The following is a 26,443-nucleotide window of genomic DNA, read 5'->3' as shown; positions in this document are numbered from 1 at the left end:
GTCTAGAAAGATAAATTCTTTATCTTTTCGCGATCCCCGCGCTGAGAAGCCTTAGATGACGGCTTCACTCCACGGGTCGGGCGTTCCGAAGCGATGGGCCGTGATCGAGATCGACTGCTCACGCAAGAACGGCAGCAACTCGATCCGGGCCGCGGTCGTCACTTCGTCGGCATACACGGCCAGGTCCGGGTAGCCGCCCGTGGCTTCCGCGAGGGCCGCGGTGAGGGACGCGACCGCCCCCGGCGATCCGACCAGACGCGCGCGCGGCTCCGGGGCGACAGCCACGTCGTCCGCGCCCGCCGAAAGCAGAGACGCCGCCACGACCTCGGCCGCGCGCTTCGCCATCCGCTCGATCCACTGCTCGTCGGTTTCGACGCGCACCTCCACATCCAGCTCGGACAGGACACGACGAACGGCCGGCGGTAGCGCGACTGGGGCGCTCAGCGAGAAGCGTGACCGAGCACGAACACCGGCCAGCACCACGCGCAGCACGGCACGCCAGTCGGCGTCGCCCGCCGCGCGTACGGCGACGGGGACGGGGCGGTATCGGAAGAGGTTGCGCTCGACGCCGAGGCGCGAGACATCGCGCACCTGCCCGAACTCGCGATCCCACGAGATGGCATCCGACAGGGCTGCGCGGCGCACCCACTCGAAGGCCTCGTAGTCGAGCGTGGCCTGAGCCGCCTCGATGATCGCGGTCAGGCGCGAGTCGAGCCCGCGCAGGTGCAGCGACGTCGAGCGCGCACCGCCCGCCGACGGACGCCACGACCCGAGGCCCACCAGATAGTTCGGTCCGCCGGCCTTCGTTCCGGCGCCGACCGACGAGCGCTTCCAGCCACCGAACGGTTGGCGCCGCACGATCGCGCCCGTGATGCCGCGGTTGACGTACAGGTTGCCGGCTTCGACACTCTCGAGCCACCGCTGCAGGTCGGCCGGGTCCTGCGTGTAGAGCCCGGCCGTCAGCCCGTAGTCGACGGCATTCTGCAGCTCGATCGCCTGCTCGAGCGACCCGGCGCGCATGATTCCGAGGACGGGGCCGAAGAACTCCTCACGGTGAAAGCGCGACCCCGCTTCCACACCGGTACGGATGCCGGGGGTCCAGAGCCGCCGTTCGGCATCGAGCGGCCGTGGCTGCACGAGCCAGCGCTCGCCGTCGTCGAGTGTCGTCAGTGCCCAGTCGAGCTTGCCCGTCGGGGGCTCGATCAGGGGTCCGACATCGGAGCGCGGGTCCTCCGGCATCCCGATCCGCAGCGACGCAGTCGCATCGACGAGCTGGCGGGCGAACCGACGGGACCGCGCGACCGGGCCGACGAGAATCGCGAGGCTCGCGGCCGAGCACTTCTGTCCGGCATGACCGAATGCGCTCCGCACCAGGTCGCGTGCCGCGAGATCCAGATCCGCGGTCGACGTGATGATCATCGCGTTCTTGCCGCTCGTCTCCGCAAGCAGGGGCAGATCGGGGCGCCACGAACGAAAGAGCGCCGCCGTCTCCCACGAACCCGTCAAGATGACCCGATCGACGCCCTCGTGCGTGACGAGCTGCCGCCCGAGTTCGCCCTCCTCGATATCCACGAGGGCGAGAACGTCACGGGGCACCCCGGCGTCCCAGAGGGCGTCGGCGAGCACAGCGGCGCAGCGCCGCGCCTGGGGCGCCGGCTTGAACACCACGGCGGATCCGGCGGCGAGCGCCGCAAGCACACCACCGGCGGGGATCGCGAGCGGAAAATTCCAGGGCGGTGCGACCAGGGTCAACCGCGCGGGCACGAAGACGGCGCCGCTGACGGCGTCGAGTTCGCGGGCGGATGCCGCGTAATAGCGGGCGAAATCGACGGCTTCGCTGACCTCGACGTCCGCCTCCGCGAACACCTTCCCCGTCTCGGATGCGGCGACCTCGATCAGGTCCCCGCGACGGGCTTCGAGAACGGATGCGGCGCGCTGCAGAATCGCGGCGCGCTCGGCGGCAGACCGTGCACCCCAGGCGCCGCCCGCGTCGCGCGTCCGAGCGACGAGATCGTCGAGCCGCGGTTCGGAGTCGACCCGGGCGGCGAGGATCGTGCGAATTCCTGCCTCGGAGCCGGGTACGCGGGCCAGGATGTCAGCCGCCCACAGGCGCGTCTCGGGCAGGGACGGATCGGAGTCTCGGGCGTTGGAGAACCGCGTATTCGAGATACCGAGAGCCGCCGCATCCGCGCCCTTCTCACGCGGCGCGTAGACGGCGGTCTCGATGAGGTCGTCGCTGAACCGGAAGGGCGAAGGCGCGGGGGCATCGAACTCGCCGAGCGTGCCCGCGTTCGCCCCCTCGGCGATGCCGAGCACGACCTGCGTGAGCCCTGCTTCGGGTTCCGCGGGCGCGGGGCGACGAATGGCCGGCAGAGTCTCGTCCAGATCCACATCACCGGAAACGGAGGGTTCACGGGTGACGAGGTCGGCCCGCGGACGACGGCGCGGACCGGTCGGCAGGGAGGCCTCGGATGCACGCGCGATGGACGATCCGAAGCGCGCGCGTTCGCGCTGCCACAGGGCCGGGTCGTGGTGGAGGTCGAAAGCGGCGGAGAGGAAGTTCTCGCTCGACGCGCTCTCTTCCAGTCGACGGACGAGGTAACTGATGGCGACATCGAACTCGTCGGGGCGGACGACGGGAACGTAGAGCAGCACCTGCCCCACTTCGCGCTCGACCGCCTTGACCTGTGCCTGCGCCATCCCCAACAGCATTTCGACGTCGACGTCGTCCCGCACACCGCGCTCGCCGGCGAGCAGCCAGGCGTAGGCGATGTCGAACAGGTTGTGCCCGGCGATTCCCAGCCGCACGGCGGCCGTCACCTCGGGGCGGAGAGCCTCGTCGAGGCAGCGCAGGTAGTTGGCGTCGGTGTCGAGCTTGCTGTCGTAGGTGGCCAGCGTCCAGCCGTGCATCACGGCATCCACCCGCTCCATGGCGAGGTTTGCGCCTTTGACCAGGCGCACCTTGATGCGCGCACCCCCCGCCGCGACGCGGACACGGGCCCACGCCGTCAACTCGCGCAGGGCAGGAAGGGCATCCGGCAGGTAGGCCTGCAGCACGATGCCCGCCTCGAGCGAGGTCAGGCGCGGGTCCTCCAGCAGGCGCGTGAACACCGCGATCGTCAGGTCGAGGTCGCGGTACTCCTCCATGTCGAGATTGATGAAGGTGCCATCCTGTGCCGCACTGAGGTAGAGCGGCAGCAGGCGCTCCACGACCCGCTCGACGGTGTCGTCGAACGCCCACATCGATACGGAGGAGACGATCGCCGAGACCTTGACCGAGACGTAGTCGACGTCCGGGCGGAGGATCAACTCGTGAATGCCATCGAGCCGCCGCCGCGCCTCGGCCTCACCCAGAACCGCCTCGCCCAGCAGGTTGAGGTTCAGACGCGACCCGTCGGCGCGTAGCCGCTCGATCGCGGGACCCAGCTTCGCCGGGCGCGCGTCGACGACGAGGTGGCCCACCATCTCGCGCAGCACGCGCCGCGCGATCGGCACGACCGGGCTCGGCAGGGCGGGCGCGACCTGACCGCCGAGGCGCACGGCGGCGCGGAGGTACCAGGGCAAGAACTCGGGCACGAGCGGGGCGACTCGGTGCAGGTGGGATGCCGCGGCCACCAGGCTTTCGGGGCGCATGACGCCGTCCACGAACCCCACGGTGAAGGGCAACCCATTGCGGTCACCGAGGATCCCGGCCAGGCGGCGCGCCGCCGGGTCGACAGCACCCTCGGCGGACTCCGCGACCCACTTCTCGGCCAGGCGCACGGCCTCTGATTCGCGCGCATCCGTCCGCTCGGACGAGGCGTCATTCGGCTCGAGCTCAGGCATTTCCTCAGCCTATGTCCGTGCCCTCGGCCGGGCCCGGCTCACCTCGGCGCGTCGATCTGCGAGAGGGGTCAGGACCAGTCGCTTGGCGCCGCAGACCGAGGCGAGGGCAGGGTGGATGCCGCGGCCCACTCGTGCACCCAGTCCGGCACCTCGGGCAATCCCTCGGGACGCCCGACCGCCGCGAACAGCTCCTCGTGACCGAGCGAACCGCCCGAGCGCTTCAGCATCCGGGCACGGATGATGGCACGCGCGTAGATCTCGCCATCCACGACGGCACGATGCTCGAGGTAGATCGCCCGGTCGTCGTGACCGATAAGGCGAGACTCGAGCGTGAAGCGCTGCCAGAGCCCGAGCGACTTGCGAAAGGTGATCGTCTCGCTCGAGACCACCGCGTACCAGCCGTGCTTGCGCATCGCATCGGCGAGGCCCGTGCGCACGAGCAGGTCCCAGCGCCCGAGGTCGAACAGCGAGAGATACCGGCCGTTGTTCATGTGCCGCAGCACGTCGATGTCCGTGGGAAGCGTTCGCAGCCGGATGCGTCCCACCGCAGTCGGCGCGAGCAGCCCGTCGCGCCGCAACCGACGCCGCGCGGCCAGCATCACGAGAAGGGTGCGCCAGATCACATTCACGAAGCGTGACGCTACCGACGGCCGGGCCCGCCGTCGAATCCGTCAAGATTCGTTGTGGGCTCCCGACATCCGATGTCCCGCGTGTCGTCCGCCGAACGCAGGGGATTCCACCGCGGCGATATATAGGGTCGCACCATGGCGCGTACTTCCCTGAGCTCGAGCTCGTACATCACCCTGCAGATCGTCCTCATCATCGCGGGGCTGCTCTTGACCTACTTCGCGATCAGCGAGTTCATGAGCGGTGATGCCGGCGTGAGCGCGTGGATCAACATCATCCTCTGGCCGGTGCTGATCGTCGCCGCGATCGTGAACATCGTCGTCAACCGGTCCCGCGCCAAGAACTGAGACGCATCGCGGGCGCACCCCGATTTCCCCCGCACGAGAGGCTGACGTAGAGTCTCGCCATGGAAGCCGAGCTCCAGACCGATGTCGTTGTCCGCCCTGTTCGAGACGTAGACGCCGAGGCGTTGGGTCGGGTCCACGCCACCTGCTGGCACGAGACCTACGACCACCTCATCAGCCGCGCTGCGCTCGAGAGCGTATCCGCCCGGCGCATGGCCGAGTTGTGGACCCACTGGATGAACCAGGGCCCCGACTACATCCAGTACGCCGCCCTCGTGAATGGCGAGATCGTGGGCTTCGCCGGCGCCGGTCCCGCCCGGGACGATGACGCCCCGCGGTCGCGCGAGCTCTACTTCATCTACCTGCTCGCCGCCTGGCACGGCACGGGCATCGGTCAGCGACTGTTCGACGCCGTCGTCCCAGCCGACGAGAAGATCTACCTCTGGGTCGCGGACGACAACCCGCGGGCCCACGGTTTCTACCACCGCAACGGGTTCACGCTCGACGGCGCCTCACAAGAGGAGCCGTTCCTCGGCGAGACGATCACCGAAGTCCGCTTCGTCCGCTGACCTTTCTCCGCTGAGTTCAGCCCGCGCTGCGCAGGATGACCTGACCGGCTGACAGCTCCACCGCGACCCGGTTCGACGCCGAGGCCGACGTGTCGAGTCGATTGTCGAGCTGGCCGGCAGACACGTTGGATGTGACGTCGTAGTCACCCTCCGGGAGCGCCAGGTCGAGGGATCCGGCACTCACGTTCACCTCGACGAGTTGCGGCTGCGAACCGTCGAATCGACCGTCGAGCTGGCCCGCGCTGACCGTGAGGTCGGCGGACTGCACACCCGACAGGTCGAGCTCGGCGCGGCCCGCGCTGATGTCCGCGCTCACCTCACGCGCCTCGCCCGAAACGTTCACCTCTCCGGCACCGAGTTCGACCTCGAGTTCGCCGAAGCGACCGGATGCTTCGAGATCACCGGCCGCGACGGAGAATTGCGCATCGAGTACGGCGTTTTCGAGCTCGCGCGGCAGCGTTAGCGTGGCCCGCACGTCGCCCCCGAAGAGCCAGGCGCCACCGAAGGACCAGTCGGGCGCCGACACGATGAGCTCATCCTCGTCGCGCTCGAGAGTCCACCCACCGCCGGCCCATCCGCCGGTCACATCGAGCGTCGCGTCGTCCACGTCGGCGAAGTCGATGCGGAATGATCCGGCCGCGACGTCGACATCGAGCTCGTCGATGCCGGTGGCGTCGACGACCTGAGTTTCGGTGCGCACCGACGCCGACGCGATCGTCGAGATCACGGTGGTTCCGATGAGCGCGAGGGCGATGACGCCGCCGAGCGATGCGGTGAGGATCGCGACGACCCTAGCTGACTGCGAGGCCGGCTGCGAGGCAGGGTTGGGGCTGTTCTCGGGCACGGGTCCCGGGCCGTCCTCCGGGCCGGTGGGTGGCGCGGGAGGGACGGGCGGGGCCGGGGGTGTGAGCTGGTCGGTCATCGGAGTGCTCCTGTCTGGGGGGCGTCGCCGTGGTGGGTGTCGCCGTGGTTCGCGGGGGTGCCGTGTTCGAGGTGAGCGAGTGCTGCGAGCACGCGCCTGTTGCCGGAGTCGTCCTGCTCCAGATCGAGCTTCTGGAAGACCGCCGTGATGTGCTTTTCGACGCTGCCCTCGCTGACGTGCAGCGCGCGGGCGATGGCCTGGTTGGAGTTGCCCTCGGCGATGAGCGAGAGGACGGAGCGTTCGCGTTCGGTGAGCCGGCGCATCCGCTCGTCCCGACGTCGGCGACCGAGCAGCTGGGCGACGACCTCGGGGTCGAAGACCGTGGCTCCGGCGCCGATGCGGGCGACCGTCTCGAGGAACTCGGTGACATCGGCCACCCGGTCCTTCAGCAGGTACCCGAGTGCGCCACCCTGACCGGCGATCAGCTCGGTCGCGTAGCGCTCCTCGACGTACTGCGAGAGCACGAGCACGGGCAGGTCGGGGTGTGCTGCGCGCAGGCGCAGAGCGGCACGGATGCCCTCGTCGGTAAAGGTCGGGGGCAGTCGGACGTCCAGGATGCACAGCTCCGGCGCATCCGTCGCCACCGTCTCGTCGAGTTCGGACGCGTCGGGGAGGGCCGCGACGATCTCGTGACCGGCGTCTTCGAGCAGGCGCACGAGTCCTTCGCGCAGCAGGACCGAGTCCTCACAGATCAGGATGCGCACGGCACACTCACCTCTACGGTCGTCGGTCCGCCGACCGGGCTGTCGAGGCGGAACGAGCCGCCCGCCCCGATCACGCGCTGCGAGATCCCATCGATCCCGCCGCCGGGGGTGACGTGTGCGCCGCCGATGCCGTTGTCTTCGACGCGGGCCCACAGCATCCCACCCTCGCGTTCTCGGACGAGAACGCGTACCTCGCTCGCCCGAGAATGCTTGGCGGCGTTGGTGAGCGATTCGGCGATGACGAAGTAGGCGGCGGCCTCGGCCGGCTTGCTGCACCGTGCGGTCAGGCGCACATCGAGCACGACGGGAATATGCGAGCGCGAGGCGAGCGCCGAGAGGGCGGCGTCGAGTCCGCGGTCATCCAGGACGGATGCGTGGATGCCCCGGGCAAGCTGGCGAAGTTCGGTGATCGCGGCTTTGGTCGAGGTGTGCGCCTCGGCGATGAGCGCCTTGGCGGCGGCCGGGTCGTTGTCGACCTTCTGCTGCGCGAGGCCCAGCGTCATGCCGACCGAGACGAGTCGGGGCTGAACGCCGTCGTGCAGATCGCGTTCGATGCGCGTCCGCTCGACCTCGGCGGAGCGCACGGCACCGGCGCGCTGCACGTTCGAGGTGCGCGCCGCCTCGGCGAGCTGCGCCTCGCGGGAGGGAACCAGGATGGCGCGGGCGATGACACCCTGCAGGATGGCCAGTCCGATGACCGCCGCGAGCGAGAAGATCGCCGCGATGACGCCCGCGGGCACGGCCCACGCGGTCGCGACGTCGAGCCCCGTGTTGCCGAGGGGAACCGTACCGGCATCGGCGAAGAGCGGCGCGAAGGCGAGAACGATGCCGGACGTCAGAAGGCCCAGGAACCCGAGCACGATCAGACCCAGCACCGACGCGATCGCGGAGTTCGCAACCCCGCGCCACATCCCGGGATCGACGAACTGGAGCCAGATCGTGTGCAAGAATCCGCCGAACCCGGACTTGGGGCTGCGCCGGGCGCGACGCGCCGGAAGACCGAAGCCGTAGAGGCCGTCGATGCGCGCCGTCTCGAGCCATCCGATCGCGAAGAGCGAATAGACGAACGCGAGCAAGAAGATCAGGCCGATGCCGACCACCAGCACGAGGCTCAGGCCGACGCTCAGCAGGGTGATCAGGATCGTGAAGACGATCGGACCAACGAGACCGAGGGCTGTGAGGTGGAGGGCCGAGAGCGAGATGCGCCCCGGGGAGGCGAGGGGCGACCGTGTGCGTGCGGCGGGTGCCGGGGCGGTCAGGACTGTGCTGGACACAACCGAAGAGGACATAGGACCACGGTAGGCCTGGGCCCTGTCGGCGCGCGCCCGAGGCATCCGGAAACTCCACGGGGGATAACCCCCGCACGCCCAGGAGCCTCAGCGGGTCTTGACCTTGCCGAACAGGCGCGCGATGGGCACGATCACAATGGGTCGCGCGGCGATCCAGGCCGCGACGATCACGGCCGTCGAGGCGGAGAAGATCCAGAAGCCCGCCCACCCGAGGCCGTCATTGCCGGCGTACATGTGGTTGAGGTTGCGGAGCGCCCCGGTCGCGAACACGAGGGTGACGTGCACGATGATGAACACGACGAAGTACAGCATCACCGGGAAGTGCAGGGCCCGCGCCCACTCGATCGGGAAAGCCCGGTCCAGTCGGGCGGCATTCTTCGGCCAGACCCCCGACATCCGGACTCCCGTGACCGCGGCAAGCGGTGCCGCAACGAACACCGTCGTGAAGTACGCCAACTGCTGCAGGCTGTTGTAGTTCGCCCAGCCGCTCTCAGTCGGCCAGTTCAGTGACACGTACTGCAGACCCGCCGACACAGCGTTCGGAAACACCTCGAGGCTCGTCGGCACCAGCCGCACCCAGTGCCCGGTCACGAACAGCAGCAGCACGAAGATCACACCGTTCGCGAACCAGAGCAGGTCGAGCGCGTTGTGAAACCACAGGTTCAGGCTGATGCGACGCTTTTTGTTCGAACGCGGTGACCAGAACGCATCAGGCCGCTTCTCGGTGCGGACCTGCCAGCCGGTGCGGATGATCAGCACCATCAGGAAGACGTTGAAAAAGTGCTGCCACTGCACCCAGGCGGGAAAGCCGGGGGCGACGGCGACGGCCGATGCGTAGGTGCCGGGGTAGGTGACGAGGAATGCGCGTACCTCGTCGAGGCTGACGAACCAGCGGGCGAGGGCGATGACCATGCCGGTCGCGAAGACAATCCCCAGGCCGCCACCTGCCACAGCGAGCAGCCACTGACCACGCGTGAGACCCCGGATGCGCCGAGGCGCCGGTTTCGGGGCGTCCCGATTCGACGCCGCGACCCCCGGCCAAGCCGTGCGGGTGAACGGCAGCGGCGTCTTCATGGGGCCCACTCCTTCCGCTCGAGTCTATTCGGCGGGCCCCTGCCCTTCGGTTCGCTCCTCGAAGCCGGGAGGAGGCTCTCAGCCGGCCTCGGCCGGCCGCTCGGCCACCGCCTGTTCCGCCTCGGTCGGCTCGTACCCCTCGATGTGTCGCTCGTCGGGCCCGTTGTAGGCCGACAGTGGGCGGATGAGCGCGTTCGACGCCGTCTGCTCCATGATGTGCGCCGTCCATCCGGTCACGCGCGCCGCGACGAACAGCGGCGTGAACGTCAGGGTGTCGAACCCGATGAGGTGGTACGCGGGGCCGGAGGGGTAGTCGAGGTTCGGGTAGATGCCCTTGCGCGAGACGAATTCACTCTCGAGCACGTCGTAGAGCGAGCCCAGATCGGCCGCGTCGTAGTGCTCGATCAGCGTGTCGAGAGCCGTCTTCATCGTCGGCACACGCGAGTCACCCTTCTTGTACACGCGGTGACCGAAGCCCATGATCTTCTTCTTGTTCGCAAGGGCGTCATCGAGCCACGGGACGACGTTCGAGGCCGAGCCGATCTCGTCGAAGATGTGCATGACGGCCTCGTTCGCGCCGCCGTGCAGGGCACCCTTGAGCGCCCCGATCGCCCCGACGACCGCCGAGTACAGGTCGGCCTTCGTGCTCGTGATGACGCGCGCCGTGAACGTCGAGGCATTGAAGGAATGCTCGGCGTACAGGATCATCGACACGTTGAACGCCTGCGCGACGACCTCGTCGGGCTCCTCGCCGAAGGACATCCAGAGGAAGTTGCGCGAGTAGTCCAGGTCCGCCCGCGGCGGGATCGCGTCCTGCCCGCGGCGACGGCGCTGGTCGTAGGCGACCATTGCCGGGATCTTCGCGAACAGCAACTTCGCCTTGGTGAGGTCTGCCGCGGGCGAGTTGTCCGAGACATCCGCTGCCGCCGCTCCGAGCACCGACACGGCCGAGCGCACGACATCCATCGGGTGCGCGTCGAGCGGCAGCAGATCGATCGCCTGCTTGACGTTGTCATCGAGGGAGCGCTGCGCGCGCTCGGATGCCTCGAACTCGGCCAACTGCGCCGCATCCGGCAACTCACCGTGCCACAGCAGGTAGGCGACCGCCTCGAACGGCTGGGTCGCCGCCAACTCCTGCACGGGATACCCGCGGTACAGCAACGAGTTCGTCTCGGGATTGACCTTGCTGACGGCGGTGTAATCGACCGTGACTCCCGCTAGGCCCTTCTTGATCTCGATGTCGGTCATTGGCTTGCCTCCTTCCGTTGTTTCGGTCGTTGAGCGAACGCAGTGAGTCGAAACGTGTTTCGTCTCGTCGCTGCGCTCCTCGCTCAACGACCGGGGTCTCTTTACTTCGTGATGGTGAAGTTGAAGACGCTGGTGTCGAAGCGGTTGTACTGCTCGTAGTCGATCAGGTCGTAAAGGTCGGCGCGGTGCTGCATCTCATCCAGCTTGCCCGTGAGATGCCCCTCGGTGTCGAGCGTGTCGAGCGCTCGCCCGGCCGCACCCATCGCGATCCGCAGCAGAGAGACCGGCCAGATCACGATGTTCACCCCGACGTCACGCAAGTGGTCGGTCGTGAAGAGTTCGCTCTTGCCGAACTCGGTCATGTTGGCCAGGATCGGCACGTGGACCGCGGCCCGCATCGCGGCGAACTCCTCGAGCGTGCGCATCGCCTCGGGGAAGATCGCGTCGGCACCGGCATCTACGAGCGCCTTGGCACGGTCGGTCGCGGCATCCATCCCCTCCACAGCGCGGATGTCGGTGCGCGCCATTACGAGGAAGTTCGGGTCACGGCGGCCGTCCACGGCGGCACGGATGCGTTTGATCGCCGTGTTCTCGTCGACCACGGCCTTGCCGTCGAGGTGCCCGCAACGCTTCGGGTTGATCTGGTCTTCTATGTGCGCGCCCGCGATTCCGGCGTCCTCGAGCGTCTGGATCGTCCGGGCGACGTTCATGGGCTCACCGAAGCCGGTGTCGGCATCGATGATTGCGGGCAGCTCGGTCATGCGGGCGATCTGCTGCCCGCGGCCGGCAACCTCGGTGAGCGTCGTCAGGCCGATGTCGGGCAGGCCGAGGTCTGCGGCCAGGACCGCTCCCGAGATGTAGACGCCCTCGAATCCCTTACGCTCGATCAGGCGGGCACTCAGCGGGTTGAAGGCGCCGGGGAACCGCAGCAGCTCGCCCGTGGCGAGGCGCTCGCGGAACAGGCGGCGCTTCTCGGCCGGCGGGGTCGCGGAGTACAGCATCAGAACAGCCCCCGCGGCGCCGGGGCACCCTCGAGCACCCCGGGCTTCGCGACGATCGTGAGCTTGCCCACCTCGTCGGCGGTCAGCTCGGGCAGCCGTTCGGCGAGCGCGAGGAAGCGCTCGATCTCGGCCGGCTCGAGCACGGGCTCGGCCAGCAGACGGAACTTGCGGACGTAGTCGGCCCGCGCGAACGGCCGGGCACCCAGCGGATGCGCGTCCGCCACGGCAATCTCGTCGATCACGGTCGAGCCATCCGTCAGGCGGATCTCGACGCGCCCGCCGAAGGCTTTCTCGTTCGGGTCCTCCGAGTGGTATCGGCGGGTCCACTCGGCGTCCTCGGCCGTCGTGACCTTGTTCCACAGCTCGACGGTGTCGGCACGCGCCGCACGCGCCGGCAGGTACGAGTCGACATGGTGCCACGCCCCGTCCTGCAGGGCGACCGTGAAGATGTACGGGATCGAATGGTCGAGGGTCTCGCGCGACGCCGTCGGGTCGTACTTCTGCGGGTCGTTCGCGCCCGAGCCGATCACGTAGTGCGTGTGGTGACTCGTGTGAAGGATGACCGACTCGATGTTCGCGGGATCGCGTAGCGCAGGGTTCTCTGTGCCGAGCTTGCGCGCGAGGTCGATCCACGCCTGCGCCTGATACTCGGCCGAATGCTCCTTCGTGTACGAATCGAGGATGCCGCGCTTGGACTCACCCGGAGCGGGGAGCGGAACGTCGTACGACGCATCCTTGCCATCGAGCAGCCACGCGATCACGCCATCCTCGCCCTCGTAGATCGGGGACGGGCTCGTTTCGCCACGCAGCGCGCGATCGACAGCCTCGACGGCCATCTTGCCCGCGAAGGCAGGGGCGTGTGCCTTCCACGTCGAGATCTCGCCCTTGCGGCTCTGCCGCGTGGCCGTGGTCGTGTGCAACGCCTGGCTGACGGCCTGGTAGATCGTTTCTGCGTCGAGCCCGAGCAGAGTGCCGATGCCCGCGGCGGCCGACGGACCGAGGTGAGCGACGTGGTCGATCTTGTGCTTGTGGAGCGAGATCGCGCGCACGAGGTCGATCTGGATCTCATACCCCGTCGCGAGCCCGCGCACGAGCGCGGCGCCATCCGCGCCGACGTGCTGCGCGACCGCGAGGATCGGCGGAATGTTGTCGCCCGGATGCGAGTACTCGGCCGCGAGGAACGTGTCGTGGTAGTCGAGCTCGCGGACCGCCACGCCGTTCGCCCAGGCCGCCCATTCAGGGCTCGTTCGGCGCTCGGTCGCGCATCCGAAGATCGTGCCGCCGCGACCGTTCGCCGAGACGGCGTGGTCGAGGGCCTGCTGGCGTGCGGCGCTCACCGGGGCGCGGGTCAGCGAGGCCGCGGCGACGGCGGCGTTGTCGATCACCCGGTTGATGATCATGTCGGAGACCCCGGGCTCGACCGCAACGGGGTCGGTTGCGACCTCGGCGATCTTCCACGCGAGCTGGTCTTCGCGCGCCAGGTTCTCGTCACTGCGGTGGACGCGCACGTGGTGGAGCTGGGTCATGAGGTGCCTTCCGGAAGCGTGGCGGGGGTGTTCGAGCGTTCGGTGATGCTGGAGAGCGCGCTCTCGAGCGCGTTGTGAAGGTGCACGTGCGTCGCGTGGGCGGCGAGGTCCGCGTCCCCCGCCGCAATCGCCGAGGCAATGAGTCGATGCTCGGCGACGGATGCGGCCAGGCGATCGGGGTTGTCGCGCGCCAGGCGCCGCACACGGACGAGGTGCGTGCGGACGTTCCTCAGGGCGGCGGTCAAGAAGTCGTTCGCGACCGAGCTGTCGAGTTGGCGCTCGAACCGGCCGATCAACGCGTAATAGTCCTCGACGCTTTCGGATGCCGTGAGATCGGCCTCGCCGAAGGCGCGGGCCAAGTCTGCGAAGGCCGCGGCGTCACCCCGCTCAGCCGCGAGACGCGCGGCGGCTTCTTCCAGCGCGCGTCGCACCTCGAAGAGACCACGGATGTCCGCGTTGTCGATCGCCGCGACGACCGTCACGCGCGGCGATTGCTGAACCACCAGTCCGTCCGCGGCGAGCCGGCCGAGCGCCTCGCGCAGAGGGGTACGACTGACCCCCAGCCGTGTGGCCTGTTCGACCTCGGCCAGAACGGCGCCGGATGCGAGGTCGCCGTCCTGGATCTCGCGGAGGAGAGTCGCGTACGCCCGGTCGCTGGCTCGCACGGCACACTCCTTCCCTCGACGTAGACGACTTATTGTATACACAAGTAGCCCTACGTGACCGAGAAGCCCCAAACCCGACCACCCAGGTATACATAAGCCTGTTCCGACTTCCCGCGCAAGCATTCATGGACGCACAACGAGGCGCCGTTCCTTCCGGATCCGTAAGTTTCGTTGATCTTTCAGCGATATCGGCCACCGATACCCCGCGAAGTTTCCTAGGTTCGACTCGAAGGGCGCAACCGCGCTCCGAGAGAGAGCACCCGTGGTGAGTACCGGCGTGAGCGCAACGCAGCCCGATCGCACGGCCTTCTTCGTGTCCGACAGCACGGGGATCACGGCCGAGACCCTCGGCAACGCGCTGCTCGCCAACTTTCCGGGCGTCACGTTCTCGCGACGCACCCTCCCCTTCATCGACTCCGTGCCCGCAGCACAGGCCGTGGTGCGCGAGATCGAGGCCGCGGGAGCGACGGGAGCCGAGCCCATCGTCTTCAGCACGGTCAAGGGACACGAAGTCGGGGCGAGCATCCGGGTAGCGCGGGCAACCCACATCGATCTGCTGAGCGGGCACCTCACCGAGCTGGAAGGCGCGCTCGGCACGACGGCATCCGAGCAGCTCGGCCAGTTCCACACGGTCGGCGACACCGAGCGCTACTTCGCCCGGATGCGGGCGGTCGAATACGCGATCGAGCACGACGACGGCCAGAGTTTTCGCGCGCTCGACCAGGCAGACGTCGTGATCGTCGCGCCGTCGCGCTGCGGCAAGACACCGACGACCATGTATCTCGCCCTGCAGTACGGCTTACTGGTCGCGAACTACCCCCTCACCGACGATGACTACCCGACCGAGGGACTGCCCCGCGAGCTCGAGCGCTATCGGGGGCGGTGCTTCGGCCTGACCACGACGCCGCTCCGCCTCAGCCAGGTGCGCCACGAGCGGCGGGCGAACTCGACCTACGCCAGCCTCGCCCAATGCACGCTCGAGATCCGCCGCGCCGAAGACCTCTACCGGCGTGCGCACATCCCGTTCGTGAACTCCTCGACCAAGAGCGTCGAAGAGATGTCGGCCGTCATCATGCAATCCCTGCGCCTCCGCCCCTGACTTTCCTCACCGACCGTCCCGCCTCGCGCGCTCACCCCCTTCGAAAGGTTCTCCCATGACGAACATCCTCTGGTTCGATCAGGTCGGCATGGCCGACGTCGCCCGAGTCGGCGGCAAGAACGCGTCGCTCGGCGAGATGGTCTCGCACCTGTCCGCGCTCGGTGTCAAGGTTCCGGGTGGGTTCGCGACCACCGCCGACGCGTACCGCTCGTTCCTCACCGCGGACGACCTCGAGGGCCGCATCCGCCGACGGATCGACGTCGTCGATGTCGAGGACGTCGCGGGGCTCGCGGCGGCGGGGTCGGAGATCAGGTCGTGGATCGAAAAGCAGACGCTGCCCGCAGATCTCGAGCGAGACATCCGCTCCGCCTACGAACGCCTCACGGCCGACACCGGCGAGGACGTCACGTGGGCGGTGCGCTCGAGCGCCACCGCCGAGGATCTGCCCGATGCATCTTTCGCGGGTCAGCAAGAGACGTTCCTCAACATCTCGGGCATCGACAACGTGCTGGGCGCCATCCGCTCCGTCTTCGCGTCGCTCTACAACGACCGGGCGATCGCCTACCGCGCGCACCACGGATACGAGCACCACGACGTCGCCCTCTCGGCCGGCGTGCAGCGGATGGTGCGCTCGGACCTCGGCGCCGCGGGTGTCATGTTCACCGTCGACACCGAGTCCGGGTTCGACGGCGCGGTCTTCGTGACGAGCTCGTACGGACTCGGCGAGGCTGTCGTGCAGGGCGCGGTCAATCCTGACGAGTTCTACGTGTCCAAGGTCGCGCTGGCGGCGGGCCGCCCGGCGATCCTCAAGCGCTCCGTCGGCGAGAAAGCCATCGCGATGCGCTACACCGATGACCGTCACGCCGGCGCGAGCACGGCGTTCGTCGACGTGCCGCAGGCCGACCGCATCCGCTTCTCTCTCAGCGACGACGACATCACCGAGCTCGCCCGCCACGCCCTCGTGATCGAGCAGCACTACGGCCGCCCGATGGATATCGAGTGGGCGAAGGACGGCATCGACGGCGGGCTGTACATCGTGCAGGCTCGTCCCGAGACGGTCGTGTCGCGGACGGATGTCGGAGTCATCCGTCGCTTCGTGCTGAACGACTCGGGTGAGGTCGCGGTCGCCGGCCGCGCCATCGGCCAGCGGATCGGCGCCGGTCCCGTGCGGGTGCTGCGCGACGTCGCGCAGATGAACGAGTTCCAGACCGGCGACGTGCTGGTCGCCGACATGACAGACCCCGACTGGGAGCCGATCATGAAGCGCGCGAGCGCGATCGTGACCAATCGCGGCGGGCGCACCTGCCACGCGGCGATCATCGCGCGCGAGCTCGGCATCCCGGCGGTCGTCGGCACGGGGGACGCGACGCGGTTGCTCGTCGACGGTGACGAAGTCACGGTCTCGTGCGCGGAAGGCGACACGGGGTTCGTGTACCGCGGGCTGCTCGACTTCGAAGAGCAGCTGACGCATCTGGATCAAATGCCGAAGGCTCCGGTGAAGATCATGATGAACGTCGGCACGCCCGACCAGGCCTTCTCGTTCTCGCGGCTGCCGAACGACGGTGTCGGGCTCGCGCGGCTGGAGTTCGTCATCAACCGGCAGATCGGCATCCATCCCCGAGCCCTGCTCGAGTTCGACACCCTTCCGGCGGATCTGAAAGAGCAGATCGGCACCGCAACAGCGGCGTATGCGACGCCGCGCGACTACTTCGTGCAGCGTGTGGCGGAGGGCATCTCGATGATCGCCGCGGCGTTCTGGCCGGAGCCGGTGATCGTGCGCCTGAGCGACTTCAAGTCCAACGAATACGCCAACCTGCTGGGCGGCGACCGCTACGAGCCGCACGAGGAGAACCCGATGCTCGGGTACCGCGGCGCCTCGCGGTACATCTCGCCCGACTTCCGTCCCTGCTTCGACATGGAGTGCGAGGCGCTCCGGCACGTGCGCGACGAGATGGGCTTCACGAACGTGCAGATCATGGTGCCGTTCGTCCGCACCGTCGGCGAGGGGCATGCGGTCGTCGAGCTGCTGGCCGAGAACGGTCTGCGCCGTGGAGAGAACGACCTCAAGGTCATCATGATGTGCGAGCTGCCCTCGAACGCCCTGCTCGCGGATGAGTTCCTCGACTACTTCGACGGCTTCTCGATCGGCTCCAACGACATGACGCAGCTCACCCTCGGGCTCGACCGCGACAGTTCGCTCGTCGCGGCGACCTTCGACGAACGCGACCCGGCGGTGCGGAAGATGCTGTCGATGGCGATCACGGCTTGCCTGGCGCGGGGCAAGTACGTCGGGATCTGCGGCCAGGGCCCGTCGGACCATCCGGATCTCGCCGAATGGCTCGTGGAACAGGGAATCGAGTCGATCTCGCTCAACCCGGACACTGTTGTCGAAACCTGGATCCGACTGGCCGCGGCGGCAACCCCGGCGGCCTGAGTATCTGAGTGCCTGAGCGCCGGTAGCCTTGCCCGAGTGACTGAACACTCTCGCTACATCGTCGCGACCGACGGCGCGTGCAAGGGCAACCCCGGCCCCGCGGGTTGGGCATGGGTTGGCGAGGACGGGCACTGGGCGTCCGGCTCCATCCGCGAGGGCACCAACAACATCGGCGAACTGCTCGGGCTGCTGAAGGCGATCGAGGATCACCCGAACGTGGCCGAACTCGTCGTGCAGGCGGACTCGAAGTACGCGATCGACACGTACACGAAGTGGATGGACGGGCACAAACGCCGGGGCTGGAAGACCTCGACCGGCGCGCCCACGAAGAACGTCGAGATTCTCGAGCAGTTGATCGCGGCTCGCGACGCCCGCCGTGCGGCCGGGATGCCGGATGTCGTGCTCGAGCACGTCCGCGGACACTCGGGTCACGTGCTCAACGCGTGGGCTGACGAACGCGCGGTGCGGTCGTCCGAGCACGCCGCGAAGGGTGTCGAGAGCGCGTGGTCGTCTCTCGGCGGGCTGCACCCGGTGCTCGATGTGTCGCTAGCCCCGAAGAACGGCCGCTGACCCCCGCTTCCCGCGGCGCCTCGCCCGCGAGTGCACGACTTACGCGCGAGTCCGCCGGTTGGCGCCGAGACCGCCGCTTAGTCACCGCAAACAACGGGCAGGCTCGGCAGCAACCGGCAAACTCGGCGGGATGACGCGCGGTTCAGGCTGCCCCGGTCGTTGAGCGAGGCCAACGACCGAGACGAAACGACAACCCGCGCCACCCGCGTTTCGACTCGCTACGCTCGCTCAACGACCAAGGCCGCCATCGCCCGGTCGTTGAGCGAATTCGCTAGCTCGGGCGCGACGTCGGCGAGACCTCAAGGGTCTTGGCCGGGTCCATCTCTGCCACCGGGGCGAGGGCTGCGTCGATCGCGGCCATCGTGTCGGCATCGAGGACGACTCCGGACGCCTTGACCGAGTCCTCGAGCTGCTCGGGGCGCGAGGCCCCCACGAGCGCCGCCGCAACGTTCGGGTTCTGCAGAACCCAGGCGATCGCGAGCTGCGGCATCGTGAGCCCGGCCTGCTCGGCCACCGGCTTGAGCTTCTGTACAGCGGTCAGCACGTCGTCGTCGAGGAACCGCTTGATGAAGCCCGCGCCGCTCTTCTCGTCCGTTGCGCGCGAACCCGCGGGCACGTCCTGACCCGGCAGATACTTGCCGCTCAGCACGCCTTGGGCCATTGGCGACCAGACGATCTGAGACATCCCGAGCTCTTCCGATGTCGGGATGACGTCGGCCTCGATAACGCGCCAGAGCGCCGAGTACTGCGGCTGGTTCGAGACGAGCTGGAACTTCAGCTCCTTCGCGAGGGCATGACCCGCGCGCAGCTGGTCCGCCGTCCACTCCGAAACGCCGATGTAGAGCGCCTTGCCCTGACGCACGATGTCAGCGAAGGCCTGCATCGTCTCTTCGAGCGGCGTCTCGTAGTCGAAGCGGTGCGCCTGGTACAGATCGACGTAGTCGACACCGAGGCGGTCGAGCGACCCGTCGATCGAGTCCATGATGTGCTTGCGGCTGAGTCCCGAGTCGTTCGGGCCCATGGGGCCGGTCGGCCAGTAAACCTTCGTGAAGATCTCGAGCGACGCGCGGCGCTGCCCCTTAAGCGCCTCACCGAGCACCTCTTCCGCAGCCGTGTTGGCGTACGCATCCGCCGTGTCGAACGTCGTGATGCCGAGATCCAGTGCTTTGTGAACCGTGGCGATGGCGGCGGCGTTCTCGACCTGGGACGCGTGCGTCACCCAGTTTCCGTACGTGATTTCCGAGACCTTGAAGCCGGAGTTGCCGAGGTAGCGATAATTGACCATTCGTCTACGCTAGCCCCGCACACGACACCCCGAGGCGGACATGTCCATCCCCCACGAGACCGGCCTGGTTCCCGCGCGGGTGCGACACCTCGCGGGCGATGCCGAGGGGCGAGCCGTATGGCTCAACGAGCGCGGCGGAACGACGTATCGCGCGGGCGATGTGCACATCAAATTCGGACCCCTGAACGCCGAAGAGTCGATGGCAGACGAGGCCGAGCGCCTCACATGGGCCGGGCGTTTCATCCGCGTCCCTGAGGTCGTGGCGCACGGTATCGATGAGGACTTCGAATGGCTTGTCACTCGCACGATCGCGGCTCAGAGCGCGGTGGCGCCCGGGTGGATCGCTCGCCCGGCGATCGCGGCACATGCGGTCGGCGCCGGGCTCCGGATGCTCCACGACAGCCTCCCCGTCGCGGAGTGCCCGTGGCGCTGGGACGTAGAACAGCGGAGAGCGGATGCCGCGGGCCGAGGCATCCGGCTTGATCCGGGATTCGAACAGGCCCCCGCGGTCGACCGTCTGGTCGTATGCCACGGCGACGCATGCGTTCCCAACACCCTGCTCGCGGACACGGGGGACCCGACCGCGCACGTCGACCTCGGACGCCTCGGCGTCGGCGACCGCTGGGCGGACATCGCGGTCGCGGCAATGTCGACGGAGTGGAACTTCGGTCCGGGGTGGGAGTGGGCCGTGCTCGAGGGTTACGGAATCAAACCCGACGCGGCCCGCATGGACTTCTACCGCGATCTGTGGAACGCGACGTGAGCGACCGACTGCGGCGACCGACTGCGGCGACCGACTGGGGAGACGGCAGCCTACGGAGTAGCGGCCGCCGCGGCCTCGTCTTCGACGGTCGCGACGAGCTGACCGCAGGCCCCGTCGATCTCTTTGCCGCGGGTGTCGCGCAGCGTCGTCGGGATGCCCGCATCGTTCAGCCGGCGGACGAACTCGTTCTGAACCGACTTCTCGGACGCGGTCCAGATCGACCCCGGCGTCGGGTTCAACGGAATCGGGTTGACGTGCACCCAGCCGCGCCCGCGGGCGTTCAGCTTGTCGGCGAGCAGATCGGCGCGCCAGGCATGGTCGTTCATGTCCTTGATCAGGGCGTATTCGATCGACACACGACGGCCGGTCTTCTCGAAGTAGTTGTGGGCGGCGTCGAGGGCTTCGTCGACCTTCCACCGTGAGTTGACCGGGATCAGTTCGTTGCGCAGCACGTCATCGGGTGCGTGGAGGGACAGCGCGAACGTGACCGGGATGTCTTCCTCGGCGAGCTTCAGGATCGCCGGGACGAGACCGACGGTCGACACCGTGATGCCGCGGGCGCTCATGCCGAGGCCCTCCGGCTGGGGCGCAACCATCACGCGGACCGCCTGCATGACCCGCGCGTAGTTCGCGAGCGGCTCACCCATTCCCATAAAGACGATGTTGCTGACTCGCTCCATGCTGTGGTCGTCCGCGCGCTTTCCGCCCAGCTCACCCGCGGCGATCAGGGCGTTGGCCCGGACGATTTGCTCGATGATCTCGGCCGCCGACATGTTGCGGGTCAGGCCCGCCTGACCGGTCGCGCAGAACGGGCAGTTCATGCCGCATCCCGCCTGCGACGAGACGCACAGCGTGATGCGGCCCGGGTAGCGCATGAGCACCGACTCGACGAGGGCACCGTCGTGCAGCTTCCACAGAAACTTGATCGTGTCGCCGCCGTCGGTCTGCAGGCGGCGCACCTCGGTGAGCAGAGGCGGCAGGAACCCCGCGACGAGCTCGTCACGACCGGCGGAGGGCAGGTCCGTCATCAGCGCCGGATCGGACGTGTAGTGCCGGAAGTAGTGCGCCGCGATCTGCTTGGCGCGGAAGCCCGGGAGCCCGAGTTCTTTCGCGCGCTCGGCGCGGGCTTCGGGCGTGAGGTCGGCGAGGTGCACGGGAGGTTTGCCCCGCTTGGGGCTCGCGAACTGCAGCAGGGGTTTGCCCGAGGCATCCTTCTGCTGCTGCCACCCCTCGGTCGCCGGGCGCACCTGGCGCACGGGACCCGGCCCCGTCGGGCGGACGGGAGAGTCGGGGGGAAGGGCAGTCATGCTTCCAGGCTACGGGACCGCTACCGTGGAAAAGGTGGAAGAAGACGTCACGGTCCGACCGATACGCCCCGAGGACGCGGGCGAAGTCCTCACTCTGCAGCGCGCGGCCTTCGTGCAGGAGGCGCTGATCTACGGCACTCCGAACATGCCGCCCCTCACCCAGACGCTGGCCGAGGTCGAGGCGGAGTTGGTCGAGAACGACGGATGCGTGGCGCACCTCGGCCCCCGGATGGTCGGTGCGGTCCGAGCCCGCCGCGACGGTGAGCTGTTCCTGATCGGTCGGATCGCGATCGCGCCCGACATGCAGGGCCGGGGCGTCGGCTCGCGCCTGCTCGCGGCGGTCGAGGCCGCGGGGCGTGCGGCGGGGGCCGTTCAGGCGGAGCTGTTCACGGGTTCGCTCAGCGAGGCCAACCTGCGTCTCTACGAACGTGAGGGGTACGTCGAGACCGAGCGGGTCGACGGCGACGACGGCATTCAGCAGGTGTTCCTGCGCAAGCGGCTCGGCTGAGGCCGAGTCAGACGCTCTCGGCCGCCCGTCCAAGATGGCGTGACAGCGCCTCGAGCGCGGGGCGCTGGCCTTTCACGAGCAGGGCGGAGGCGGCATCCGCATCGATCCACCGCGCATCGTCGACCTCGGGAAACTCGACGGTGCGGCCCGAGCGAGGCGGCCACTCGAGCCCGAACGTCCCGTACGTGAACGCATCCGGGGCGAAGCCCGCGCCGTCCCCGACGAAGACGACGACGCGCTTACCTGAGGCGTAGGGGAACGTGCCGAGCTCGGCATATTCGACGTCGGGCGCATCCACGCCGAGCTCTTCCACGAACTCGCGGCGGGCTGCATCGAGCGCCGACTCGATATCCGGGTCGAACTCCCCCTTGGGAATCGACCACGCACCCTCGGTCTTGCGAGCCCAGTACGGCCCGCCCATGTGGGCGATGAGGATCTCGAAGCCGTCGGCGTGCGACGTGATCCGATACAGCAGGATCCCGGCGCTCATGACGGGCATAGCGTGTGTCTCAGTCGAGGAAGATGTCGGGGAACAGTCGGTCATCCGGTGTACCGGGCACCGCTGCGTACCCCGAGAAGTCGGTGACGCCGCTCTCTTCCAGCACGTCCTCGACGATCAGCGAACGGCCCGTGTTCTCGCGCGACGGCGCCGTGAGCACGAGGTACGCGGCATCGGCATAGATCTCGGGCGTGCGGCTCGCGGCCATCACCCGGTCGCCGCCGAGCAGATTCTGCACCGCCGCGGTCGCGATCGTCGTGCGCGGCCAGAGCGTGTTCGCCGCGATCCCGTCGGGCGCGAACTCCGCAGCGAGGCCCAGCGTCACCATCGTCATCCCGAACTTCGACAGCGTGTAGCCCGTGTGGGCGCCGAGCCAGCGCGGCGACGGGTTGAGCGGGGGCGACAACGACAGGATGTGCGGGTTGCCACTCTCGCGCAGCAGGGGCACTGCCGCACGCGAGAGCATGAACGTGCCGCGCACATTGACGTCTTGCATCAGGTCGTACTTCTTCGGCGACAGGTCCAGCGAGCCCGACAGGTCGATCGCGCTGGCGTTGTTGACGACGATGTCGATCCCGCCGAACTCGCCCGTCGTTTTCAACACGGCCTCGGTGATGTCGTCGTCGTTTCGCACATCTCCGACGATCGGAAGGGCCTGTCCCCCGGCCTCGCGAATGCGCTCGGCGGCGGAGTGAACGGTCCCCTCGAGGTGCGGATGCGGAGTGTCGGTCTTGGCGAGAAGTGCGATGTTCGCGCCATCCGCTGCTGCGCGCAGCGCGATCGCGAGCCCGATGCCCCGGCTGCCGCCGGACATCAGGATGGTTTTGCCGGCCAGGCTCTGTTCGGTCACGGGGTCTCCTTCGGGGCGGCTGGACGAGCATCGGGGTGTGCGGGGGGACGGACGGATGCCGCAGCGAACGCGGCCACGCGAGCGCGCGCATCGGGGGTATCGAAGGCGGCGCCGATCGTCTGCGCCTCGTCGTCGAGATTCTCGGCGAACGACCGCCGTGCGCCGGCACGGATGAGGCGCTTGGCCTGACCGAAGGCGGCGGTCGCGCCGTTCAGCCAGAACCGGGCGATCTCTTCACCTCGCGCGGCGGGGTCGGCGGCGACCTCGGTCACGAGCCCCCATTCCAGAGCCGTCGCCGCGTCGATCGTCAGGTCATCGAGCAGCATCCGGAGCGCCCGCGTCTGGCCGACGGCCGCGGGCAGCAGGGTCGAGACCGAGAGGTCGGGGGTCAGGCCGATGTTTGCGTATTTGCTCACGAACCGGGCACCTTCGGCCGCGACGATGTAATCGGCCGTGAGCATGAGGCCGAGGCCCCCGCCCGCGACCGCACCCTGCACGACAGCGACGACGGGCTTGTCGGACTCGACGAAGGCGCGGATGCCCTCGTGGATGGTGTGCGCGGCCGCGGTCACGTCGGCGCCGCTGGCGCCCGAGGTCGCCATCTCGACGACGTCACCCCCGGCGCAGAAAGCCGGGCCCGCGGCATCCAGAATCACGGCACCAACCGTGGCGTCGGCGGCGATCTCACGCGCGAGATCGCGCCAGCGAGTTCCCATCTCGAACCCCATCGCGTTGAGAGACGCGGGACGGTTGAAGGTCAGGCGCGCAAGCGCACCGTCGCGGGTGTAGACGATCGAGTCGCTCATGCGCGGGTCTCCTTGCCGAGGTGTTCGCAATTCATTCAATTCGAGCGGGGCACCGGGCGGAACCCCGGAAAGCGGGGCACGAGAGCTCGAGCCTCATGCGGCGGGACTGAATTGTGGACGCACGCGCGGCAAGACTCACTTGGGTGCCATCCGGATCGCGCCGTCGAGGCGGATGGTCTCGCCGTTCAAGTACCCGTTTTCGGCGATGTGCGCGACGAGTGCCGCGAACTCTTCGGGCCTACCCAGCCGAGCCGGGAACGGCACCTGACCGCCGAGAGAATCCTGCGCGGCCTGGGGCAGGGCCTGCAGGAGCGGCGTCTCCATAATGCCGGGGGCGATCGTCACGACGCGGATGCCGTAGCGGGCCAGCTCGCGCGCGATCGGCAGCGTCATCGCGTGCACACCGCCCTTGCTGGCCGCGTAAGCCGGCTGGCCGATCTGCCCATCGAACGCGGCCACGCTCGCGGTGGTGACGATCACGCCACGCTCATCCGAGGCATCCGAGTCCGTCTCGGTCGGTTCGTTGGCGACCATCGCCGCCGCGGCCTGGGAGATGACGTTGTAGGTGCCCACCAGGTTGATCCGCACGACGCGTTCGAAGTCCTCGAGCGGCGTTGGGCTGCCCTCGCGATCCAGCACCTTGCCGGGGGTCGCGATGCCCGCGCATGCGACGACGACGCGCAGAGGAGCGAGAGCGGATGCCTCGGCCACAGCCGCGCGAACCTCGGGCACGCTCGTCACATCGGCCGGCGCGAACACCCCGCCGAGTTCAGCGGCGATCTCGGCGCCGCGCGATGTCGGCAGATCCAGGATCGTGACGAGGGCACCGCCCGCGGCGAGGCGTCGCGCGGTGGCAAGTCCCAATCCGCTCGCCCCGCCCGTGACGAGGGCTCCGGCTCTCTCGATCTGCATGCGCTCTCCTTCGAACCGCTGGCATCCAGTTCCAGCCTACGCGACACGCGGTCCCTGTACCCTCGCGCGAGACTTCACCTATGTCACCAATGAGCGCGCAGAACGTGACAGAGGTGAAGTCTCGCGCGCAAGCGGGCCGGGGGCGGGCGGGGTCAGGTGGGCGGGGTCAGGTGGGGCCGAGGATGAAGTTCCAGCTGCCCGTCGCCACGGCGATCGAGATCGCGGTGGCCGAGATCGCGGCTCCCGCCGCCAGCAGCACCCATTCGGGGGCCCCCCAGCGCGACGGCCGAGCCCAGGTGCGCGGCACGGGCCGACCGTCCGCATCGACGATGTGCCCGCCGAACCCTCGCGCTTCCATGGCTGTCGCGAGCTTCGACCCCCGCCGGATCGAAAGCACGAACAGGGCGAATGCCATCCCGAGCGTGCGTCGCACCCGCCCGACATCCGCGACGCCGCGGGCCCGGCGCGCGAGGGCGAGCGCCCGCCAGTCGTCGCCCAACAGCCCGAGCAGCCGCATCCCGGCGAGCGCCCCGAGCACGAACCGCGCGGGCAGGCGCACGAGCTGCGCGAGACCGTCGGCGAGATCCGTCGGGTCGACCGTGACGAAGAGCACCACTCCGGGCAGCGCGATCGCCAGAACACGGAAGAATGTCGCGAGCGCCAGCTCGAGAGATCCGTCGCTCACTCTCACGAACAGCCACTCGAAATAGACGGCACCGGATGGTGCGCCGTACAGGGCGATCGTGACCGCCGTCAGCGGTGCGGCGATCCAGACGGGAAGCGTGCGCACCCAGAACTCGCGCCATCGCAGACCCGAGAGGGCGAACAGGACGAGCTCGAGCGTCAGCGCGGTCGCCGCCGAGACCGCATCGATCGTCAGCACGAGCGGCACCGCAATCAGCAGGGCGGCCGCGAGCTTGGCGACCGGGTTGATGCTGGCGATCGGGCCGCTCCGGATGCCGACGGTCGCACTCATGCCGAGGCCCCGAGCTCGAAGCGTCGGGCGTGCAGGGCGTCGAGCACCGCGGCGTCGTGCGTGACGACGACGACGGCCGTGCCATCGTCTCTCAGCTCGGCGATGATCGCGACGAGTTCGGCCCAGGTCACGGCATCCTGACCGAACGTCGGCTCATCGAGCACGATCACGCGGGGGCGTGTCGCGAGGGTGGCAGCGACCGTGAGCCGCCGCTTCTCGCCGCCCGACAACGTGTACGGGTTCGCCTCGGCAAGCCGGTCGAGCCTGAGCCGGACGAGCAGGTCATCGACGCGAGCCGCGATCTCGTCTTCCGGCAGCCCGAGGGAGCGCGGGCCGATCTCGAGCTCACCGCGCACGGTCGTCGCCAGCAGTTGGTGCTCGGGGTCCTGGAACACCGTACCGATCCGGGTCAACAGCGCCCGCGACGACCACTTCAGGGGATCGCGCTGCGGCCCCTCGGCCAGGGCGCCGGATGCCTGGACGCGGCCGCCGAGCCCCGGCAGGAGCCCCGCGAGTGTGAGTGCAAGGGTCGACTTGCCCGCCCCGTTCGGCCCGGTGATGCCGAGGACCTCACCCGCACGCACGTCGAGGCGCACCGGTCCCGCGACCCGCACACCCTTGACCCGACCGACCGTCAGGT

At 68.6% G+C, this 26,443-nt stretch carries 25 protein-coding genes; 7 read left to right on the top strand and 18 right to left on the bottom strand.

Annotation, left to right across the window (positions count from 1 at the left end):
- Positions 1 to 51 precede the first annotated feature (51 nt).
- Together MIC448_RS13440 and MIC448_RS13435 are read right to left on the bottom strand one after the other, a co-directional pair.
- A complete protein-coding gene (locus tag MIC448_RS13440) occupies positions 52 to 3,825 on the bottom strand; it encodes a bifunctional proline dehydrogenase/L-glutamate gamma-semialdehyde dehydrogenase (protein WP_036300670.1) in 3,774 nt (1,257 codons plus the stop codon).
- A gap of 68 nt (positions 3,826 to 3,893) precedes the next feature.
- Positions 3,894 to 4,454 carry a thioesterase family protein gene (locus tag MIC448_RS13435; RefSeq protein WP_036300667.1) on the bottom strand — a complete coding sequence of 187 codons (561 nt, stop codon included), beginning with the start codon at positions 4,452 to 4,454 and terminating at the stop codon, positions 3,894 to 3,896.
- A gap of 135 nt (positions 4,455 to 4,589) precedes the next feature.
- On the opposite strand from MIC448_RS13435, the gene MIC448_RS13430 reads away from it, so the two are divergent.
- Both MIC448_RS13430 and MIC448_RS13425 read left to right on the top strand, forming a co-directional pair.
- Complete coding sequence (locus tag MIC448_RS13430; RefSeq protein ID WP_036300665.1) at positions 4,590 to 4,799, top strand: hypothetical protein; 210 nt, start codon at positions 4,590 to 4,592, stop codon at positions 4,797 to 4,799.
- A gap of 59 nt (positions 4,800 to 4,858) precedes the next feature.
- Positions 4,859 to 5,365, top strand: a complete 507-nt coding sequence (locus MIC448_RS13425) for a GNAT family N-acetyltransferase (protein WP_036300662.1) — start codon at positions 4,859 to 4,861, stop codon at positions 5,363 to 5,365.
- Positions 5,366 to 5,381: 16 nt separating this feature from the next.
- Here the strand turns inward: MIC448_RS13425 and MIC448_RS13420 are convergent, their stop codons facing one another.
- The 8 genes from MIC448_RS13420 to MIC448_RS13385 form a co-directional block, all read right to left on the bottom strand.
- Positions 5,382 to 6,287 carry a hypothetical protein gene (locus MIC448_RS13420; RefSeq protein WP_051513908.1) on the bottom strand — a complete coding sequence of 302 codons (906 nt, stop codon included), beginning with the start codon at positions 6,285 to 6,287 and terminating at the stop codon, positions 5,382 to 5,384.
- Positions 6,284 to 6,991: a response regulator transcription factor gene (locus tag MIC448_RS13415; protein WP_051513905.1), complete on the bottom strand. Its 708-nt coding sequence runs from the start codon at positions 6,989 to 6,991 to the stop codon at positions 6,284 to 6,286. The genes MIC448_RS13420 and MIC448_RS13415 overlap by 4 nt, the downstream gene beginning before the upstream one ends.
- A complete protein-coding gene (locus MIC448_RS13410) occupies positions 6,979 to 8,280 on the bottom strand; it encodes a histidine kinase (protein WP_051513902.1) in 1,302 nt (433 codons plus the stop codon). Before MIC448_RS13410 ends, MIC448_RS13415 begins: the two co-directional genes overlap by 13 nt.
- 87 nt (positions 8,281 to 8,367) lie before the next feature.
- Positions 8,368 to 9,354 (bottom strand): cytochrome b/b6 domain-containing protein, encoded by a 987-nt coding sequence (locus MIC448_RS13405; RefSeq protein WP_051513899.1) that lies wholly within the window; start codon positions 9,352 to 9,354, stop codon positions 8,368 to 8,370.
- 78 nt (positions 9,355 to 9,432) lie between these two features.
- On the bottom strand, positions 9,433 to 10,602 hold the full coding sequence (locus MIC448_RS13400) for a bifunctional 2-methylcitrate synthase/citrate synthase (RefSeq protein ID WP_036300661.1): 1,170 nt from the start codon (positions 10,600 to 10,602) through the stop codon (positions 9,433 to 9,435).
- 101 nt (positions 10,603 to 10,703) lie between these two features.
- Positions 10,704 to 11,603 carry a methylisocitrate lyase gene (prpB, locus tag MIC448_RS13395; protein WP_036300658.1) on the bottom strand — a complete coding sequence of 300 codons (900 nt, stop codon included), beginning with the start codon at positions 11,601 to 11,603 and terminating at the stop codon, positions 10,704 to 10,706.
- The gene (locus MIC448_RS13390; RefSeq protein ID WP_036300656.1) at positions 11,603 to 13,129 is read right to left on the bottom strand and encodes an MmgE/PrpD family protein; all 1,527 of its coding nucleotides are present in this window, start codon (positions 13,127 to 13,129) and stop codon (positions 11,603 to 11,605) included. The genes prpB and MIC448_RS13390 overlap by 1 nt, the downstream gene beginning before the upstream one ends.
- Positions 13,126 to 13,794 carry a GntR family transcriptional regulator gene (locus MIC448_RS13385; RefSeq protein WP_036300653.1) on the bottom strand — a complete coding sequence of 223 codons (669 nt, stop codon included), beginning with the start codon at positions 13,792 to 13,794 and terminating at the stop codon, positions 13,126 to 13,128. Before MIC448_RS13385 ends, MIC448_RS13390 begins: the two co-directional genes overlap by 4 nt.
- Before the next feature lie 277 nt (positions 13,795 to 14,071).
- Here MIC448_RS13385 and MIC448_RS13380 point away from each other — a divergent pair, with 277 nt between their 5' ends.
- Genes MIC448_RS13380 through MIC448_RS13370 form a run of 3 tightly spaced genes read left to right on the top strand, consistent with a single transcriptional unit; the run spans position 14,072 to position 17,897 of the window.
- Entirely contained in the window at positions 14,072 to 14,893 is an 822-nt protein-coding gene (locus tag MIC448_RS13380; protein ID WP_036300686.1) for a pyruvate, water dikinase regulatory protein, read from the top strand.
- Between the two features lie 55 nt (positions 14,894 to 14,948).
- On the top strand, positions 14,949 to 17,327 hold the full coding sequence (gene ppsA, locus MIC448_RS13375; RefSeq protein ID WP_036300649.1) for a phosphoenolpyruvate synthase: 2,379 nt from the start codon (positions 14,949 to 14,951) through the stop codon (positions 17,325 to 17,327).
- A gap of 36 nt (positions 17,328 to 17,363) precedes the next feature.
- The gene (locus MIC448_RS13370) at positions 17,364 to 17,897 is read left to right on the top strand and encodes a ribonuclease H (RefSeq protein WP_036300645.1); all 534 of its coding nucleotides are present in this window, start codon (positions 17,364 to 17,366) and stop codon (positions 17,895 to 17,897) included.
- Between the two features lie 271 nt (positions 17,898 to 18,168).
- On the opposite strand, the gene MIC448_RS13365 is transcribed toward MIC448_RS13370, so the two are convergent.
- Entirely contained in the window at positions 18,169 to 19,182 is a 1,014-nt protein-coding gene (locus tag MIC448_RS13365; protein WP_036300643.1) for an aldo/keto reductase family protein, read from the bottom strand.
- Between the two features lie 40 nt (positions 19,183 to 19,222).
- On the opposite strand from MIC448_RS13365, the gene MIC448_RS13360 reads away from it, so the two are divergent.
- On the top strand, positions 19,223 to 19,945 hold the full coding sequence (locus tag MIC448_RS13360; RefSeq protein ID WP_036300640.1) for an aminoglycoside 3'-phosphotransferase: 723 nt from the start codon (positions 19,223 to 19,225) through the stop codon (positions 19,943 to 19,945).
- 50 nt (positions 19,946 to 19,995) lie between these two features.
- Here MIC448_RS13360 and rlmN read toward each other — a convergent pair whose 3' ends face one another.
- On the bottom strand, positions 19,996 to 21,252 hold the full coding sequence (rlmN, locus tag MIC448_RS13355; protein ID WP_036300638.1) for a 23S rRNA (adenine(2503)-C(2))-methyltransferase RlmN: 1,257 nt from the start codon (positions 21,250 to 21,252) through the stop codon (positions 19,996 to 19,998).
- On the opposite strand from rlmN, the gene MIC448_RS13350 reads away from it, so the two are divergent.
- Positions 21,251 to 21,760: a GNAT family N-acetyltransferase gene (locus MIC448_RS13350; protein ID WP_051513897.1), complete on the top strand. Its 510-nt coding sequence runs from the start codon at positions 21,251 to 21,253 to the stop codon at positions 21,758 to 21,760. The two genes, rlmN and MIC448_RS13350, sit on opposite strands and share 2 nt — an antisense overlap.
- Before the next feature lie 7 nt (positions 21,761 to 21,767).
- Here the strand turns inward: MIC448_RS13350 and MIC448_RS13345 are convergent, their stop codons facing one another.
- The 6 genes from MIC448_RS13345 to MIC448_RS13320 all read right to left on the bottom strand — a co-directional run.
- Entirely contained in the window at positions 21,768 to 22,259 is a 492-nt protein-coding gene (locus MIC448_RS13345; RefSeq protein ID WP_036300635.1) for an NUDIX domain-containing protein, read from the bottom strand.
- Between the two features lie 10 nt (positions 22,260 to 22,269).
- Positions 22,270 to 23,109 carry an NAD(P)-dependent oxidoreductase gene (locus MIC448_RS13340; protein WP_081766420.1) on the bottom strand — a complete coding sequence of 280 codons (840 nt, stop codon included), beginning with the start codon at positions 23,107 to 23,109 and terminating at the stop codon, positions 22,270 to 22,272.
- Positions 23,106 to 23,915 carry an enoyl-CoA hydratase/isomerase family protein gene (locus tag MIC448_RS13335; RefSeq protein ID WP_051513894.1) on the bottom strand — a complete coding sequence of 270 codons (810 nt, stop codon included), beginning with the start codon at positions 23,913 to 23,915 and terminating at the stop codon, positions 23,106 to 23,108. The genes MIC448_RS13340 and MIC448_RS13335 overlap by 4 nt, the downstream gene beginning before the upstream one ends.
- Before the next feature lie 135 nt (positions 23,916 to 24,050).
- Positions 24,051 to 24,827, bottom strand: coding sequence for an SDR family NAD(P)-dependent oxidoreductase (locus MIC448_RS13330; RefSeq protein ID WP_036300632.1), 777 nt, complete (start codon positions 24,825 to 24,827; stop codon positions 24,051 to 24,053).
- Between the two features lie 166 nt (positions 24,828 to 24,993).
- Positions 24,994 to 25,803: an energy-coupling factor transporter transmembrane protein EcfT gene (locus MIC448_RS13325; RefSeq protein ID WP_036300630.1), complete on the bottom strand. Its 810-nt coding sequence runs from the start codon at positions 25,801 to 25,803 to the stop codon at positions 24,994 to 24,996.
- Positions 25,800 to 26,443 (bottom strand): ABC transporter ATP-binding protein (locus MIC448_RS13320; protein WP_036300629.1); only part of this gene is annotated, 644 nt, incomplete at its 5' end. The genes MIC448_RS13320 and MIC448_RS13325, both read right to left, overlap by 4 nt.

Origin of the sequence: Microbacterium sp. C448, assembly GCF_000582705.2 — a bacterium.
GTDB lineage: Bacteria > Actinomycetota > Actinomycetes > Actinomycetales > Microbacteriaceae > Microbacterium > Microbacterium lacus_A.
This window is presented reverse-complemented; position numbering and strand designations above follow the sequence as displayed.

Bases quoted from the DNA above. Each gene is read 5' to 3' on its own strand.
- MIC448_RS13350 (WP_051513897.1), top strand. From the start codon at position 21,251: ATGCTTCCAGGCTACGGGACCGCTACCGTGGAAAAGGTGGAAGAAGAC.
- MIC448_RS13360 (WP_036300640.1), top strand. From the start codon at position 19,223: ATGTCCATCCCCCACGAGACCGGCCTGGTTCCCGCGCGGGTGCGACAC.
- MIC448_RS13365 (WP_036300643.1), bottom strand. From the start codon at position 19,182: ATGGTCAATTATCGCTACCTCGGCAACTCCGGCTTCAAGGTCTCGGAA.
- ppsA (WP_036300649.1), top strand. From the start codon at position 14,949: ATGACGAACATCCTCTGGTTCGATCAGGTCGGCATGGCCGACGTCGCC.
- MIC448_RS13425 (WP_036300662.1), top strand. From the start codon at position 4,859: ATGGAAGCCGAGCTCCAGACCGATGTCGTTGTCCGCCCTGTTCGAGAC.
- MIC448_RS13330 (WP_036300632.1), bottom strand. From the start codon at position 24,827: ATGCAGATCGAGAGAGCCGGAGCCCTCGTCACGGGCGGGGCGAGCGGA.
- MIC448_RS13390 (WP_036300656.1), bottom strand. From the start codon at position 13,129: ATGACCCAGCTCCACCACGTGCGCGTCCACCGCAGTGACGAGAACCTG.
- MIC448_RS13420 (WP_051513908.1), bottom strand. From the start codon at position 6,287: ATGACCGACCAGCTCACACCCCCGGCCCCGCCCGTCCCTCCCGCGCCA.
- rlmN (WP_036300638.1), bottom strand. From the start codon at position 21,252: ATGACTGCCCTTCCCCCCGACTCTCCCGTCCGCCCGACGGGGCCGGGT.
- MIC448_RS13325 (WP_036300630.1), bottom strand. From the start codon at position 25,803: ATGAGTGCGACCGTCGGCATCCGGAGCGGCCCGATCGCCAGCATCAAC.
- MIC448_RS13405 (WP_051513899.1), bottom strand. From the start codon at position 9,354: ATGAAGACGCCGCTGCCGTTCACCCGCACGGCTTGGCCGGGGGTCGCG.
- MIC448_RS13335 (WP_051513894.1), bottom strand. From the start codon at position 23,915: ATGAGCGACTCGATCGTCTACACCCGCGACGGTGCGCTTGCGCGCCTG.
- MIC448_RS13440 (WP_036300670.1), bottom strand. From the start codon at position 3,825: ATGCCTGAGCTCGAGCCGAATGACGCCTCGTCCGAGCGGACGGATGCG.
- prpB (WP_036300658.1), bottom strand. From the start codon at position 11,603: ATGCTGTACTCCGCGACCCCGCCGGCCGAGAAGCGCCGCCTGTTCCGC.
- MIC448_RS13410 (WP_051513902.1), bottom strand. From the start codon at position 8,280: ATGTCCTCTTCGGTTGTGTCCAGCACAGTCCTGACCGCCCCGGCACCC.
- MIC448_RS13430 (WP_036300665.1), top strand. From the start codon at position 4,590: ATGGCGCGTACTTCCCTGAGCTCGAGCTCGTACATCACCCTGCAGATC.
- MIC448_RS13400 (WP_036300661.1), bottom strand. From the start codon at position 10,602: ATGACCGACATCGAGATCAAGAAGGGCCTAGCGGGAGTCACGGTCGAT.
- MIC448_RS13345 (WP_036300635.1), bottom strand. From the start codon at position 22,259: ATGCCCGTCATGAGCGCCGGGATCCTGCTGTATCGGATCACGTCGCAC.